The 15,180-nt window shown below is 64.4% G+C and carries 14 protein-coding genes and 1 pseudogene; 10 read left to right on the forward strand and 5 right to left on the reverse strand.

Features of this window, described 5'->3' with window-relative positions:
* Positions 1 to 104: 104 nt before the first annotated feature.
* From FAZ11_RS19695 to FAZ11_RS25725, 4 genes are all read left to right on the forward strand, one after another.
* Positions 105 to 569, forward strand: coding sequence for an anti-virulence regulator CigR family protein (locus FAZ11_RS19695; RefSeq protein WP_058773877.1), 465 nt, complete (start codon positions 105 to 107; stop codon positions 567 to 569).
* Positions 570 to 943: 374 nt separating this feature from the next.
* The gene (locus FAZ11_RS19700) at positions 944 to 2,110 is read left to right on the forward strand and encodes a lactonase family protein (protein ID WP_058773076.1); all 1,167 of its coding nucleotides are present in this window, start codon (positions 944 to 946) and stop codon (positions 2,108 to 2,110) included.
* The gene (gene gloA2, locus FAZ11_RS19705) at positions 2,110 to 2,502 is read left to right on the forward strand and encodes an SMU1112c/YaeR family gloxylase I-like metalloprotein (protein WP_058767017.1); all 393 of its coding nucleotides are present in this window, start codon (positions 2,110 to 2,112) and stop codon (positions 2,500 to 2,502) included. The genes FAZ11_RS19700 and gloA2 overlap by 1 nt, the downstream gene beginning before the upstream one ends.
* A 150-nt stretch (positions 2,503 to 2,652) precedes the next feature.
* The gene (locus tag FAZ11_RS25725) at positions 2,653 to 4,293 is read left to right on the forward strand and encodes a methyl-accepting chemotaxis protein (RefSeq protein ID WP_058773075.1); all 1,641 of its coding nucleotides are present in this window, start codon (positions 2,653 to 2,655) and stop codon (positions 4,291 to 4,293) included.
* 69 nt (positions 4,294 to 4,362) lie between these two features.
* Here the strand turns inward: FAZ11_RS25725 and FAZ11_RS19715 are convergent, their stop codons facing one another.
* Positions 4,363 to 5,304, reverse strand: a complete 942-nt coding sequence (locus FAZ11_RS19715; protein ID WP_058762511.1) for a choline sulfate utilization transcriptional regulator — start codon at positions 5,302 to 5,304, stop codon at positions 4,363 to 4,365.
* A 754-nt stretch (positions 5,305 to 6,058) separates the two neighbouring features.
* Here FAZ11_RS19715 and FAZ11_RS25615 point away from each other — a divergent pair.
* From FAZ11_RS25615 to FAZ11_RS19730, 4 genes and pseudogenes are all read left to right on the forward strand, one after another.
* Positions 6,059 to 6,841, forward strand: a pseudogene (locus FAZ11_RS25615) (MCP four helix bundle domain-containing protein); the annotation flags it as partial.
* Positions 6,836 to 7,699 carry a methyl-accepting chemotaxis protein gene (locus FAZ11_RS25620; protein WP_420849695.1) on the forward strand — a complete coding sequence of 288 codons (864 nt, stop codon included), beginning with the start codon at positions 6,836 to 6,838 and terminating at the stop codon, positions 7,697 to 7,699. The pseudogene FAZ11_RS25615 and the gene FAZ11_RS25620, both read left to right, overlap by 6 nt.
* A 118-nt stretch (positions 7,700 to 7,817) precedes the next feature.
* Positions 7,818 to 9,326, forward strand: a complete 1,509-nt coding sequence (betC, locus tag FAZ11_RS19725) for a choline-sulfatase (RefSeq protein ID WP_081323409.1) — start codon at positions 7,818 to 7,820, stop codon at positions 9,324 to 9,326.
* A 19-nt stretch (positions 9,327 to 9,345) separates the two neighbouring features.
* On the forward strand, positions 9,346 to 10,269 hold the full coding sequence (locus tag FAZ11_RS19730) for a choline ABC transporter substrate-binding protein (RefSeq protein ID WP_058773073.1): 924 nt from the start codon (positions 9,346 to 9,348) through the stop codon (positions 10,267 to 10,269).
* A 3-nt stretch (positions 10,270 to 10,272) separates the two neighbouring features.
* Here FAZ11_RS19730 and norR read toward each other — a convergent pair whose 3' ends face one another.
* On the reverse strand, positions 10,273 to 11,811 hold the full coding sequence (gene norR / locus FAZ11_RS19735) for a nitric oxide reductase transcriptional regulator NorR (RefSeq protein ID WP_058767021.1): 1,539 nt from the start codon (positions 11,809 to 11,811) through the stop codon (positions 10,273 to 10,275).
* Between the two features lie 131 nt (positions 11,812 to 11,942).
* Between norR and hmpA the strand changes: the two genes are divergently transcribed.
* Positions 11,943 to 13,115 (forward strand): NO-inducible flavohemoprotein, encoded by a 1,173-nt coding sequence (gene hmpA / locus FAZ11_RS19740; RefSeq protein WP_058767022.1) that lies wholly within the window; start codon positions 11,943 to 11,945, stop codon positions 13,113 to 13,115.
* Positions 13,116 to 13,148: 33 nt separating this feature from the next.
* Here hmpA and FAZ11_RS19745 read toward each other — a convergent pair whose 3' ends face one another.
* Entirely contained in the window at positions 13,149 to 13,376 is a 228-nt protein-coding gene (locus tag FAZ11_RS19745; RefSeq protein WP_058767023.1) for a DUF1161 domain-containing protein, read from the reverse strand.
* Between the two features lie 45 nt (positions 13,377 to 13,421).
* Positions 13,422 to 13,637, reverse strand: a complete 216-nt coding sequence (locus FAZ11_RS19750; protein WP_058762505.1) for a dodecin — start codon at positions 13,635 to 13,637, stop codon at positions 13,422 to 13,424.
* A 218-nt stretch (positions 13,638 to 13,855) separates the two neighbouring features.
* Here FAZ11_RS19750 and FAZ11_RS19755 point away from each other — a divergent pair, with 218 nt between their 5' ends.
* Positions 13,856 to 14,179, forward strand: coding sequence for an ElaB/YgaM/YqjD family protein (locus FAZ11_RS19755; RefSeq protein WP_058762504.1), 324 nt, complete (start codon positions 13,856 to 13,858; stop codon positions 14,177 to 14,179).
* Positions 14,180 to 14,218: 39 nt separating this feature from the next.
* On the opposite strand, the gene FAZ11_RS19760 is transcribed toward FAZ11_RS19755, so the two are convergent.
* A complete protein-coding gene (locus FAZ11_RS19760; protein WP_058777124.1) occupies positions 14,219 to 15,115 on the reverse strand; it encodes a LysR family transcriptional regulator in 897 nt (298 codons plus the stop codon).
* Positions 15,116 to 15,180: the final 65 nt, after the last annotated feature.

Below are 15,180 nucleotides of genomic sequence, written 5' to 3' on the forward strand. Positions count from 1 at the left end.
CCCGGATTTATCCACAGGCGAAGTCTGGACGTGACTGGGGAGTCTTTGCCGCTGCAGCGCGATCCAAGTCCTGAATACGCTCTGTCGCCAGTCGAGGAGGCTCCATGCGTACTGCCCTGTCCATCGCGACGCTCTGTCTGTTCAGCAACCTGGCGCTGGCCGCACCGCCTGGGGGTGGGCCCGGTGGCCCCGACGATCATGGGCCGCGAGGTCCAGCCTGGCAGGAGCCGGGTAAGGGACACGGCAAGGGGCACGTTCCCGATCAGGGGCCACCGGGCCGTGCTGATGGCGGGCCGGCGGCCAGGGGGCCAGGCGACCTGGGGCCGGCGCGGGCGCGCCTTGAGGCGTTGCGTGGGCAGATCGGGCGTGGCGGCGACCTGCCACCGGGGCTGCGTCTGGAGCGCGGTAGACCGTTGCCGCCCGGCTATGGTCGGCCACTGCCGCCTGGCATCGTGAAGCAGCTGCCGGACTATCCCGGCTACGCATGGCGACAGCTGGGCACGGATGTGGTGTTGATCGCCGTCGGTACCGGACTGGTCTACGCCATCCTGCAGGGCGTGTTGGACTAGGGTACGAAAAATGCCTGCGCTCGGTGATGCCTCGTTGAAAAAGGCCTGGATGGCCAGCCCCGCCTAGGCCTCGCCTGACCTTCGCTCGACAATTTTTCGTACAGAACCGAGTCCCAGCGATCTTTCAGCGCCGCCGATGACGAGCGGTGCGGCAGGCAGTGGGCCGCTCTGGCGTGGGCACCCGCGCCTGCGCCCGACCGATTCGGGCGTCTGCCAAGGCCCGCCGCGGACATTGATGGAAACCTCCCTGGCACAGTGCCAGCGTGGTTTTCAGTAGAATGACGGCCGCGCGCGTCCCGTCGTGCCTACCCGCGAACACGAAACCGGACCGCCTTGCGTCGGTCTCAACGCCATCCGCTCGCCAAGGATTCCCCATGAGAGCTCTGCCCCGTCTGCTGCCGCTGACCCTGTTCGCCCTGCTCCTGGGGCAGGCAGCCTTCGTCCGGGCCGAACCGGGTCTGTTCAATTTGCTGGTTGGCACCTATACCTCGGGTAGCAGCCAGGGGTTGTACGTCTACCGCTTCAACAGCCGCGATGGCCATATCGACGGTCCGCTGCGGATCGTCAAGGCCTCGAATCCCTCCTTCATCACCTTGTCGCGAGATGGCCGTACCCTGTTCGCGGTCAACGAGAACGGTCGTGGTTCGGCCGGCGACACCCTAGGTCGGGTCACCTCCTATCGCTTCGAGCCGGGCAACGGCCGTCTGCAGCAGATCAGCCAGGTCAAGAGCCTGGGCGACGAACCGACCCATTCCAGCCTGAGCCACGACGGCAAGTACCTGTTCGTGGCCAACTATTCCAGTCTGCCGGAAGGCTCTTTGGCAGTGCTGCCGATTCAGGACGGCGGGGTACTCAGTCCGGTGGCGCAGATCGAATTCCACCAGCCCAGCGAGCAGCATGCGCGGCAGCAGTCCAGCCATGTGCACGCCGCGGTGACCACTCCGGATGGCCGCTTCGTCTTCGCGCCAGACCTGGGCGCGGACAAGGTGTTCGTCTACCGCTATGTACCGCAACAGCCCGAGCGGCCCCTGGTGGCCGCCGAGACGCCCTTCGTACCGGTGCCGGAAGGTAGCGGCCCGCGCCACCTGGTGTTCAGCGCCGATGGCCGCTACGCCTACCTGACCCTGGAGCTGTCCGGCCAGGTGATGGCCTTCGCCCACCAGGACGGCATGCTGCGCCAACTGCAGACCTATAGCCTGACGCCCCAGGAATTCACCGGCGAGCGTGATGCCGGCGCCCTGCACCTGTCCGGCGATGGCCGCTTCCTCTACGTCGCCAGTCGCGGCACCGACAACCAACTGGCGGTGTTCGCCGTGAATCCCGATGGCACCCTCACCTTCGTCGAGCGACACCCGGTCAACGGCCTGGTGCCGCGGGAGTTCGCCATCGATCCTTCCGGCCGCTTCCTGTTGGTGGCCAACCAGAAGTCCAATCAACTCAAGGTCTTCGCTCGTGATCCCGACAGCGGCAAGCTCGGCGAGGAATTGCAGAGCCTGGATGTGGGGGCGCCGGCCGACCTCAAATTCGTCGCGGTACCTTGATGACCCTCTTCGACCGTCTGCACCACGTGGCGCTGATCTGCGCCGACTATGAACGCTCCCGGCATTTCTACACCGAGATCCTCGGCCTGCCGGTGATCGCCGAGACCTACCGCGAAGCCCGGCGCTCCTGGAAGCTGGACCTGGCGGTGGGCGAGCACGCCCAGTTGGAGTTGTTTTCCTTTCCCGGCGCCCCGCCGCGGCCTTCGCGCCCGGAGGCCCAGGGCCTGCGTCATCTGGCTTTCGCCGTGGCCGACCTGGACGCCGCCGTCGCGCACTTGCAGGGGCACGGGGTGGTCACCGAGCCGATCCGCACCGACGAACTGACCGGCAGGAGGTTCACCTTCTTTGCCGATCCTGATGATCTGCCGTTGGAAATTTACGAAAGCGAGTAGGCCGAAAGCTCCGTTCTAGACCGGTTGGTCACTTTTTTTAGCCGCTGCGCGGATTGGTCTTCAGTTGCTTGAGTCCGGTCGATAGGAACAGTGAACTTGCATTCGTCAGCCAGGCGAACCACTGCTTCTTCGGACTCTAAGGAAAGTCACATGAAGGTCTTCTCCAACCTGAAGTTGGCCAACAAGCTGCTATTGGCTTTTTCCTGTTGCGCGTTCATCACCCTGCTGGTCGGTGGCTTGGGGCTGGTGGGTGCCCAGCGCCTGGGGCAACAGCTCGATTCGGTATTCACTAACCTGCATGGGATCAACGAGGTCAGTTCGCTCAAGAGCAGTGCCATCGAGCACAACCGCGATCTGTACCAACTGCTGTCGATCTCGGGGTTCGGTACCGATCCCAATGCCCGCGATGCCCTGGTCAAGCAACTGGCGGCCAACCGCGCCAGCATGGAACGGATTCTCGCCGCCTATCAGCAGCGGCCCGGCCTTGGCGACCGAGATCGGGAGGGTCTGCAACTGTTGGCCACCGCCTTGCCGGCCTATCTGAGCAGTGCCGATCAGTTGGTCGAACAGCTCGGCCGTGGCGATTTGTTCTCCGCGCGTAACCTGATGGTCAAGGAGACCTTTCCCAAATACCGGCAGATGATGGCGGGTCTGGACGTTCTTATCGAAGGTAATGCCCAGGCGTCCGCGGTGAGTAAGGAGGCGGCCAGCAGAGGTCTGGCGCAGCTGAAATGGCAATTGGGCGGTGCGGTGCTGCTGGCCTTTGGCCTGGCACTGGGGCTGGGCGCCTGGATTGCCCGGCTGATCGCCGCGCCGCTGCGCCGGGCGGTGCGTAACGCGCAACAGATCGCCGCGGGCGATCTGAGTCAGTCGCTGCAGAGCGACGCCCGCGATGAGACCGGTCAGTTGCTGACCGCCCTGGAGGGCATGCAGGGTAGCCTGCGCGACACCCTGCAGCAGATCAACAGTGCTTCCAACCAGCTGGCTCAGGCCGCGAAGGGACTGAGTTCGGCGACCGAGGACAGCACCCAGAGCCTGTCCCGGCAGGGCGCGGAAATTCAGCAGGCGGCCACGGCCGTGACCGAGATGACCACTGCGGTGGAAGAAGTGGCCCAGAACGCGGTATCCACCTCGGAGGCGTCATGCAGCGCCCGAGAGCAGGCCGACCTCGGCCGGCGCCAGGCACAGGAGTCGATCGCCACCATCAATTCCATGGCCAGCGTCATCCAGGTCTCCACGCAAAAGGTCGATGGTCTGGCTAATCAGGCCCGCGAGATCGGCAAGGTGCTCGAGGTGATTCGTGGCATTGCCGAACAGACCAACCTGCTGGCACTCAACGCAGCCATCGAGGCGGCCCGCGCTGGCGATCAGGGTCGCGGTTTCGCCGTGGTGGCCGACGAGGTCAGGGCCCTGGCGCAGCGTAGCCAGAATTCCACTGGCGAAATCGAGGGCATGATCGTCGCCATCCGCAACAGCGCCGACGAAGCGGTGGCGGCCATGAGCCAGAGCCGAACCCTGGCCGAGGACTCGCAACGTTCGACCGCCGCCGCGGGTCAGGCGCTGGAGCAGATCGCCGAGAGCGTCGCTGGGATCAACGACCGCAATCTGGTGATCGCCAGCGCGGCCGAGCAGCAGGCGCAGGTCGCCCGCGAGGTGGATCGTAACCTGGTGAATATCCAGGATGCCGCCTTGAACACCGCCGAAGGCGCCGAACGAACCAGTCGGGCCAGCCACGAACTCGCCGATCTGGCCGCCAGCCTGACCCAGATGGTGGGTCGTTTTCGCCTCTGACGACCGTCGCTTTACCTGGCCATATCGAAGAGCCGCCGTCGATACGGCCAGGATGAGGCCGGCTGTCGTTCAGGTCGCCAGCCGTGCCCCGGCCAGGGCGATACGCGGCGTTGCCAGCTCTTCCAGTAGCCAGTCGAGAAAGGGCTGCAGCAATCGCTGGCGCCGCTTGCGTTCCGGCAGGACCGCGTAATAGCCGTAGTCCGAGGTCGCCGCGCCCGGGCAGGGTCGGCATAACAGGTCCTGTGCGAGCAGATCGTCCACCAGGTGACGCCAACCGATGGCCACGCCCTGCCCGGCGATGGCGGCCTGGATCACCAGGGTGTAGTTGTCGAAACTGAGTACGGCGCCACTGGGGTTACTGGCCGGCGGCGAGCAGTCGAGCGCCGCCAGCAGGGCCGGCCAGTCGTACCAACGGCTGTTGGGCGCCGCCTTCAGGTGCAGCAGCGGCCAACGCGAGAGTTGGTCGCAGGTCACGGGTACCGAGCGATCAGCCAGCAGGCGCGGGCTGCACACCGGAAAGACCTCTTCGCGAAACAGGGGCCAGGCGGTGCCGTGCTTGAAGCGACCATCGCCGAAGGTCAGGGCTACATCCACCTCGGCCCCCAGCGCTGGCAGTCGGTCACTGGTGATCAGGCTGACGTCCAGCTGGGGATGCCGCGCATGGAAGCGGGGGAGACGCGGCAACAGCCAGTAGGCGGCGAAGGCGAAATCGGTGGCCACCTGCAGCACCTCGTGGGCCGGCTGGGTGGTGATGGCGCGCAAGCCCTCGTCGATGCTGGCGAGCCCGGCTTCCACATGCTGCTGGAGCAGTTGGCCAGCGGCGGTCAGGACGATGCCGCGATGGATACGATCGAACAATCGCGTATCCAGTTGGGCTTCCAGCCGTTTGATCTGCTGGCTCACCGCTGGCTGCGTGGTGCCCAGTTCCGCAGCGGCCAGGGTGAAGCTCAGGCACCGGGCGACGGTGGCGAAGATGCGCAAGCTGTCCAGGGAAGGGGGCGGGGTAGTCATCGCGAAACTATAAGACGAGCGGTCGAGCGACCGACATCCAAAACCGACAGGTCATTGGGGCAGTGCTGTCGCTCAGCCTATGTTTTGTGAGCTATTTCGCAAAAAACGGCTCTGAAAGGCATTCTCGAAGCCATTTGTTGAATTTGAAACGCCTGTTGGGCGTTTTTTGTGGATTGCCTCCTCCAGTGTCACCCTGGCCATCAGCCGAAACGGGTGCTTTCCACCAGCCTGGTCTCGGTCAGCCAGGGCAACACCGCGAAAACCCAAGCGGTAGCTCAGACTCGTGAGCTTTATCGCCTGGTCTTCCTGACCACTGTCGGTACCCGTCAATCGACGCCGCGACGAGCCCGGTCAGTTGCTCGATGCCCTGGCCGGCAGGCAAAAGCTGTGATCGAGGGTGACTCCGAAGTATCCGAAGTCTGAAGCTAATTGATTCTTAAATAATGAAGTACCTGCCGGTCATAGCACTCAAAGTTCAAAGTGAGTCCGGCCGAAACTTTACTGCTCACCGCTAATGAATGGCATTGCGTTTCACTGTAACGAGATGAGGCGCCCTGCGGTTAAAACGTGCGCAGCGCTCTAGCACGGCCGATTCGCGAATAATTCGCAAATTTTAAGGAACTATTCTCCTATAACAATTAGTTATCGAGACGTTAGAAGTCTTTGTCGATAATTGTGATCTGTTTCGCATATTTGCCCATCAGGTCCTCTCTTTGAAGTCTTCAACCCTCTGTCTTTGTCTCGGGAGCTCTTTATGAATTGGTTCGTCAATGCCAGGCTGGCAGTCAAACTGCTGAGCGCTTTCAGTGCCTGTGCCTGCATTACGCTCGCCATGGGTTTTGTCGGTAGTCGGGGGGTCGCCGACTTGGCCGCCGCCCTGAAGCGGGTCTTTTCCGACAATCTGGTTTCCGTCAGCAATATCAATGCGACCATCACCGCTACCGTTCAGCAGAACCGCAACCTCTATCGGCTGGTCTCCTTGACCACCATGGGGGCCGACGCGGCGGAATTGGCTCAGGTCCGCGAGAGCATGAAGGCCAATCAGCTGGCCAGCGAGAAGAGCTTCGCCCTCTATCGCGCCACCCCGGCGCAAGAAGACGAACGCCTGGCCAGCGAGCAGATGGAAAAGGACTGGCCGCTCTATCAGGCCAGCATCCAGCGTGCCCTTGCCGTTCTGGATCAGGGCGACCTCAAACAAACCCGCGATCTGCTCAAGGGCGATGTCCAGAGCCAATACCAGCGGCTATTGGACGAACTGAAGATCATGGTGAATTCCAATAATCGCCAGATAAAGGAAGGCGCCCAGGCAGCCGACGCGAGCGTCTATCAGGCCAATCTGTGGCTGTACGCCGGCATCCTGCTGGCCTTCGCGGTAGCCATCGTCCTGGGAGTGCTGGTCACCCGTTCCATCAGCCGTCCCCTCGTCGAAGCCGTGGCCACTGCGCGGCGGGTAGCGGCTGGGGATCTCACCCAGCTCATCGTCAACCAGCGGCGGGATGAACTAGGGCAGTTGCTCGATGCCCTGGCCGGCATGCAGGCCAATCTCAAGAGCACCCTGCAGGAGATCACCAGCGCCTCCGATCAACTCGCCTCGGCGGCCGAGGAACTCACGGCCGTGACCGATGAGAGTTCGCGCGGCCTGGTACGGCAGAACGATGAGATCCAGCAGGCCGCTACCGCGGTGAACCAGATGACCAGCGCCGTTGAGGAGGTGGCGCGCAATGCGTCCTCGACCTCCGCCGCGTCCTGCGCCACCAGCGAAGCAGCCGAAGCGGGCCGTGGTCAGGTACAACAGGCGGTAGGGGCCATCGATACGATGACCGCGGAGCTGGGCACCTCCAGCCAGACCGTGCGGCAGTTGGCCGATCAGGTACGGGACATCGGCAAGGTGGTCGATGTGATTCGCGGTATCGCCGAGCAGACCAACTTGTTGGCGCTCAATGCCGCCATCGAGGCGGCCCGTGCTGGTGAGCAGGGGCGTGGCTTCGCCGTGGTGGCCGACGAGGTCCGGGCGCTCGCCGCGCGTACCCAGACGTCCACCGGCGAAATCGAAGGCATCATCGGCACCGTGCAACAGACTGCCAATCAGGCGGTGCAGGCCATGGACAGTAGCCAGGCGCGCGCCCAGAACACCCAGCAACTGGCCCAGGCCGCCGGTCAGGCCCTGGCGCGTATCACCGAGGCGGTGGCCAGTATCAACGAACGCAACCTGGTGATCGCCAGCGCGGCGGAAGAGCAGGCCCAGGTGGCTCGCGAAGTGGATCGTAACCTGAGCAATATCCAGGACCTCTCGACCCAGACCGCCGCCGGTGCCAACCAGACCAGCGCCTCCAGCCAGGATCTGTCGAACCTGGCCATGTCCTTCAACCAGTTGGTCGCGCGTTTCCAGCTATGAATCTTGGCTTCGGATAAGCCAGGCTTATCCGAAGCATCAGTCTGGCTGACCTTTACCGCGTTATATCTCCTGCCGATCATGGGACTCATAAGTCACCTTGATCCGGCAGGAGTATCTCGTGCAGCAGCCCAATATCCTCTTCCTCATGGCCGACCAGATGGCGGCGCCCATCCTGCCGCTCTACGACGCCGACTCGCCGATCAAGCTGCCGCATCTGCAGCGCCTGGCCGAACGCGCCGTGGTCTTCGATTCGGCCTATTGCAACAGCCCGCTGTGCGCCCCCTCGCGCTTTACCCTGGTGAGCGGCCAGCTGCCGTCGAAGATCGGCGCCTATGACAACGCCGCCGATTTCGCCGCCGACATCCCCACCTATGCCCACCATCTGCGCCGGCTCGGCTATCGCACGGCGCTGTCGGGCAAGATGCACTTCTGCGGCCCGGATCAACTGCACGGCTACGAGGAACGCCTGACCAGCGACATCTATCCGGCCGACTACGGCTGGGCGGTGAACTGGGACGAACCGGACGTGCGGCCGAGCTGGTACCACAACATGTCCTCGGTGCTGCAGGCCGGGCCCTGCGTGCGCACCAACCAGCTGGACTTCGACGAAGAGGTGGTCTTCAAGGCGCGCCAGTACCTCTACGATCACGTACGCCGTGGGGATGCCAAGCCCTTCTGCCTGACCGTCTCCCTGACCCATCCCCACGATCCCTACACCATCCCCCGGGAATACTGGGATCTCTACAACGAGGTCGACATCCCCCTGCCGGACGCTGCCATTCCACAGGCCGAGCAGGACCCCCACAGCCAGCGCCTGCTCAAGGTCATCGATCTCTGGGACAAGCCGCTGCCCGCGGCCAAGATTCGTGACGCCCGCCAGGCCTACTATGGCGCCTGCAGCTACGTCGACGCCCAGATCGGTCTGTTGCTCAAGACCCTGGAGGAGTGCGGTCTCGCCGAGGATACCGTGATCGTCTTTTCCGGTGACCACGGTGACATGCTCGGCGAGCGGGGCCTCTGGTACAAGATGCATTGGTTCGAGATGGCCGCCCGGGTGCCGCTGTTGATCCATGCACCCCAGCGTTTCGCCCCGGCGCGGGTACCGGCTTCGGTGTCGACCCTGGATCTGCTGCCGACCTTCGTCGAGCTGGCCGGCGGCAGCCTGCCCGAGGATCTGCCACTGGACGGGCGCTCGCTGCTGCCGCACCTGGAAGGACGCGGCGGGCACGACGAGGTCATCGGCGAATACCTGGCCGAGGGCACCGTCAGTCCGCTGCTGATGATCCGCCGCGGTGCCTACAAGTACATCCATTGCGAACTGGATCCGCCACTGCTGTTCGACCTGGACAACGATCCGCTGGAGCGCGAGAACCTGGCCACCAGCCCCGACTACGCCGAATTGCTCGCCGCCTTCCAGGCGGAGGTGCGCCAGCGCTGGGATCTGCTGCGCCTGCACGGCGAGGTGCTGGCCAGCCAGCGGCGGCGGCGCTTCGTCGCCACGGCCCTGGAGCAGGGCGAGCGGACCAGTTGGGACCACCAACCCTTCGTCGATGCCAGCCAGCAGTACATGCGCAACCACATCGATCTCGACGACCTGGAGCGTCGCGCCCGCTTCCCCCAACCCTGAAGCTCAAAGGAATACGGCCATGAAACACGGAATCATCGCTACGCTCACGCTGGGCCTCGCCCTGGGTAGCCTGTCGGCCCGCGCCGAGGACCAGGCTTGCGCTACCGTTCGCCTGGCCGATCCGGGCTGGAGCGACATCGCCGCCACCAACGCCATCACCGGGGTGCTGCTGCAGGCGCTCGGCTACACCAGCAAGGTCGATACCCTGGCCGTGCCCATCATCTACGGCGGCATGCGCAATGGACAGGTGGATGCCTTTCTCGGCAACTGGATGCCGGCCCAGCAGGGGTATTACGACCAATTCGTGAAGACCGGCCAGGTGACCGAGCTGGCGCAGAATCTATCCGGCACCGAATTCACCCTGGCGGTGCCCACCTATGTTTGGGACAGCGGGGTGAAGACCTTCGCCGACTTGGCCAAGCATGGCGATCAGTTCGGCAAGAAGATCTACGGCATCGGCGCCGGTGCCCCGGCCAACCAGTCGCTGCAAAAGATCATCGCCGACAACGAATTCGGCCTCGGCGGCTGGCAACTGGTGGAGTCCAGTGAACAGGCCATGCTGTCCCAGGTGGGCCGCGCGGTGAAGCGCGACAAGTGGGTGGTCTTCCTCGGCTGGACGCCGCATCCCATGAACGTCGACTATCCGATCAAGTACCTGACCGGTGGCGAGCAGTACTTCGGCACCGCCGGCACGGTGAACACCCTGACGCGCAAGGGCTACGCCGAGCAGTGTCCCAATCCGGCCCGGCTGCTGGCGAATCTGAAGTTCACCCTGGACATGGAGAACGCCATCATGAGCGCCGCGCGCGATCAGGGCGGCAGCTACGATGCCGCGGCCAAGGCTTGGCTCAAGGCCCATCCGCAGACAGTGGCGCCCTGGCTGCAGGGGGTGACCACCCGTGACGGCCAGCCCGGCCTGCCGGCTGTACAGAAGGCGCTCTGAGTCCTACCTGAGCCCGAGCCGCTTGGCCAGGCGCGCGAGATTGGCGCGATCCAGGCCCAGGCTGGCGGCGGCCAGGGTCCAGCTCTGGCCATGCTGCTCCAGGGCGAGGGTGATGGCCTGCCGCTGGAAGGCGTCGGTCGCCTCCCTCAGGCTAGGGGCGGTAACCGGCTCTTCGAGGCTGGGCAGGAGCTCGCTGGCGAGTGGCAGGCCGAGCTGGTCGACGTCCAGGGTGAGAATGCCGCCGCGCTCCCCACTGTTGGCATGGGCCTTGAGCGCCGCTCGGCTGATGAGATGCGAGAGTTCGCGCACGTTGCCCGGCCAGTCGTAGGCCAGCAGGGTCCGTTGCGCCGTGGGCGTCAGCCGCAAGCCACGCAAGCCCAGTCGCGCCCGATTCTGCTCCAGGTAGAAGCCGGCCAGCAGCAGCACATCGCGCCCACGCTCGCGCAGCGCTGGCACGGCCAGGGGATAGACGCTCAGGCGGTGATAGAGATCGGCGCGAAAGCGCCCGGCACGGACCGCTTCGGCCAGGTCGCGGTTGGTCGCGGCGATGATACGCACGTCGACGGTGAGATCGCGATCCGTGCCCAGGCGCTGCAACTGACCGCTCTGCAGCACGCGCAACAGCTTGGCCTGCACGGTCAACGGCAACTCGCCGACCTCGTCGAGAAACAGGGTGCCGCCGTCGGCCAACTCGAAGCGTCCACGGCGCTCGCTGACCGCACCGGAAAAGGCGCCGCGCACATGGCCGAAGAGTTCGCTCTCCACCAAGGCTTCCGGTAGGGCCGCGCAATTGAGGCTGATCAGCGGTCGCTGCTGGCGCAACGAACGGGCATGCACCGCCTCGGCCACCAGTTCCTTGCCGACCCCGGTCTCACCGGTGATGAGCACCGTCAGGTCACTGGCCGCCACGGTCTCGATTTCCTGCCGCAAGCGCAGGCTGGCCGGGCTCTGGCCGATGAGTTCGCGGGGCCGCTGGTGACCCACGGACTGCTGGTAGGCGACGGTGAGCTCATGCTCGCTGACGATGCGGGCGGAAAGTTGGCGGATGCGTTCGGCAGCCGCCACGGTGGCCGCGGCCAGACTGGCAAAGGCGGCGAGGGTGGTGAGGTCGTTGGGCTGGGCGTTTTGTGCGTGCAGCGAGTCCAGGGTCAGCAGGCCCCAGAGCTGGTCCTGTACATAGAGCGGACAGCCCAGGCAGTCGTGGACCTCCAGATGCCCCTGTACGCCTTCCACCAGGCCGTCATAGGGGTCGGGCAGGTCGCAATCGGCGGCGAAGCGGGTAGGGTGGCGGCTCGCCAGCAAGCGCGCCAGGCGCGGATGCTCGCCGACCTTGAAGCGCCGGCCTAGCGTATCGGCATTGAGGCCGCGCACCGCCAGCGGCACCAGTACCTCGCCTTCCAGGCGTAGCAGGGCCACGGCATCGAAGGGCAGCAGCTTGCGCAGGGCATCGAGTAGGGTGGCATAGCGCTGCTTGTCCGGCAGGTCACGAGCCAGATCGGCAACCAGCGGGATCATCACTTCGAGCAGGGGCGGGATGGTCAATTTGACCTCGGGGAGTCATAAGGACTCGGTCATTATGACCTGTCGCCGGGATAAAAGCCTGTATTGGCGCGATTTTCCGCCTGGCATGACTCGTGAAACAGGCAAGGCAGTCCTGTTTGGAGATCCCAGCCATGCTGTCACATGACCAACGCGCCATCATCAAGGCCACCATACCCTTGCTGGAAACGGGTGGCGAAGACCTGACTCGCCATTTCTATGACAAGCTGCTCGGCAACAATCCGCAGATCCGTCCCCTGTTCAACGCTGCCCATCAGGCCAGCGGTGCCCAGGCCCAGGCCCTGGCGCGGGCGGTCCTGCTGTATGCCCGGCACATCGACCGGTTGGATACCCTGGGGGCCTTGGTCGAGCAGATCGTCAACAAGCATGTGTCGCTGCAGGTCCAGGCGGACCACTATCCGCTGGTGGGCATCGCCTTGCTGCAGAGCATCCGCGAGGTGCTGGGCGCCGACGTCGCCAGCGACGCGGTGATCGATGCCTGGGCCGCGGCTTACGGGCAACTGGCCAACCTGCTGATCGACGCCGAGCAGCGCAAGTACAGTGACCAGGCCAGCCTGTCCGGTGGTTGGCGCGGCGGGCGGCCATTCCGTATCGCGCGGATCGAACCGGAAAGCGAGGAGATCAGCTCCTTTTACCTGGAGCCGGTGGATGGCCTGCCGACCAGCATCGCCCAGCCCGGGCAGTATCTGGGCTTGAGCGTGATCCTGGAGGGTGTCGAGTACCGGCGCAATTATTCGATCTCGGCCGCCACCACCGGCCAGGGCTACAGAATCAGCGTCAAACAGCAGCCGGATGGCGTGGTATCGCGCTTCCTGCACACCGAGGCCCATGAGGGGGTCGTCTTGCAGGTCTTCGCCCCGGCCGGTGAGTTCGTCCTGCAGCCCTCGGCCAAACCGCTGCTACTGATCGCCGGCGGCGTCGGCATCACGCCGTTGCTACCCATGATCTCGGCTGCCATTCCCAGCGGGCGGCCGATCCAGCTCATCCACTGCACCCGTCACGTGGGCGTGCAGGCCTTCGGTCAATGGCTCGAAGAGATGGCCGCGCACCATCCCCAGCTGCAGCTGTATTTCTGTTACAGCAAACCGGTGGGCGGCGAAGCCCTGGCGACGCGACTCGACCTGCTGCGCTTGAAACGCTGGCTGCCCAAGGACCGCGACCTGGACGCCTATGTCTTGGGGCCGCAGCCCTTCATGGCCCAGGTTCGCCGCGATCTGCTGGAATTGGGCGTACCGGAAAAACAAATCCGCCACGAGTTCTTCGGACCCGCAGCGGATTTGTCGTAGAGAGCCCGCTATCGCGGGATAGCGGGTAAGGCGCTAGCGACGCTGGTAGACGATCTCTTTGCTACCGCTCTGGCAACTGCCTACCACCTTGGCGGAGGACGAGGCACTGCCCTTGTCCACCACTTCCAGGCTGTAGTTCGCGACGTGCTTGGCCTGCAGCTTGGCATCGATATCCGCCTTGACCGTATCGCACGAAGCACCAGCAGCGAAGGCACCGCTGCTCAGGGCCAACAAACCGAGGGTGATCACGACTCTACGCATCTTGCCTGTCCTTATTGCGAGGGGAGTGAAGTCTCGAGTATCTACTCAGCTGGCTTCGATACGGAAGCCGATTTTCAGCGTGACCTGGTAGTGCGCCACCTTGGCGTCCTGGATGTGACCGCGGATCTCGCCCACCTCGAACCACTCGAGGTTCTTCACCGACTTGGCCGTCTCGGCGAGCGCATTGTTGATGGCATCCTCGATACTGGTGGTGGAGGAGCCAACGATTTCCAGCTTCTTGTAGGTGTGGTGATCGGACATGAACAATCTCCTGAGTCAGCAATGACGGGCGTTGTGGCCTTAGGCCAACAACGCATTGACCGGTGTCGCGGTCGACTCGCCGGGAAAGGTGTCGCTGTCTTTTCAGGCCGCAGAAAGCCCCGATAAGTTCACTGCCCAGGCTCTCGCGCGAGGCTTTGCTGCACTTTCCACGGCCTCGGCAGTCACATTTCCTGAATCCGTCCACCCAGGAGGTTGTCATGGCCCGTAATACCGATTACCAGGCGTCCATCGCCAGCATCGAGAATGAAATCAACAGCCTGCTCGACTCGTTGGCATCCCTGAAGAAAAGCGCTGCCCGCGAATCCCGCAGCGGTCTGAATTCCCTCAAGAGCACCGCTCGCGAAGCCCTGCACCATTCGGGTGATTCGCTGGAAGAGGTCTATGACGATGTGCGTCGACTGACCCGTCAGTACGGTCGTGCCGCCACCGGTGTGGCCCGCGAGCATCCCTGGGCCACCGTCGGCATCGCCGCTGGCGTGACCATCCTGGTCGGCTGGGCGCTGCTGCGCGGCGACCACTGATGAGATAAGCGAAGGCATCCTGCGGGATGCCTTTTGCATTCAGGACCCGGCCAGTTCTCGCCTGAGCCAAGCCGCCAAGCGTTCCACTCGTTCATCCGCCAGCCTTCCCGGCGCCCACAGCGCCAGCTCCGCCCCGGTCGCCGCGAAGCCCCAGGGCGCCACCAACCGCCCCGCCTTGAGATCCGCCGCCACCAGTGGCTCTGGGGCGATCGCCACGCCCAGCCCCGATAACGCCGCCTCTAGTAGATAGTAGAGGTGCTCGAAGCCCTGCCCGTACACCAACGCCGGCTCGTCCAGCTCCTGGGTGGCGAACCACTGCGGCCAGGCCTGGGGGCGCGATAGGGTATGTAGCAGCGGCTCCGCCAGCAGCGCCGACAGATCGCCGTCCTTGAGGCGCAGATAGGCCGGGCAATAGGGGCTCAGCACCGGGCCGATGCGCTCGGACGCCAGGTGGTAGGGAGTGACGTCCAGCGGCGGCGCGGTCTCGGTGAACAATAGGCTGGCATCCAGGCCGGCGGCGGCCATCGGGGTATCGTCGGTACGGGTCGACAGGTGCAGGCGCAACTCGGGCAGATCGCGATTGAGGCGATCCAGCCGTGGGATGAACCAACGGGCGACGAGACTACCCGGGCAACCCAGTACGAAGGGCCCCTGGCGATTGCCGGCGCGGAGTTCGGCGCACACTTCGCGCAGCCGGCCGAAGGTGTCGGCGCTCACCTCGCGCAGTTTCAAACCCGCCTCGGTCAACGCCAGACCACGGCCTTCGCGGCGAAACAGGGCCACGCCAAGTTGTTCCTCCAGCGCACGTATCTGCCGGCTCACCGCACCATGGGTGACATGCAGCTCGTCGCCTGCACGGCTCATGCCGCCCAGTCGTGCAGTGGCTTCGAAGGCACGCAGGGCATTCAGCGGCGGTAGATCGTGGGGATCGCTCATCTGTGAGTTTTCCTGACGGGTTAGTGCGATCTTATCGATTTATCACCGGCACTCAAGCAGGTAAG

The sequence above is a fragment of the Pseudomonas rhizoryzae genome, from assembly GCF_005250615.1.
In the GTDB taxonomy this organism is placed as follows: domain Bacteria; phylum Pseudomonadota; class Gammaproteobacteria; order Pseudomonadales; family Pseudomonadaceae; genus Chryseomonas; species Chryseomonas rhizoryzae.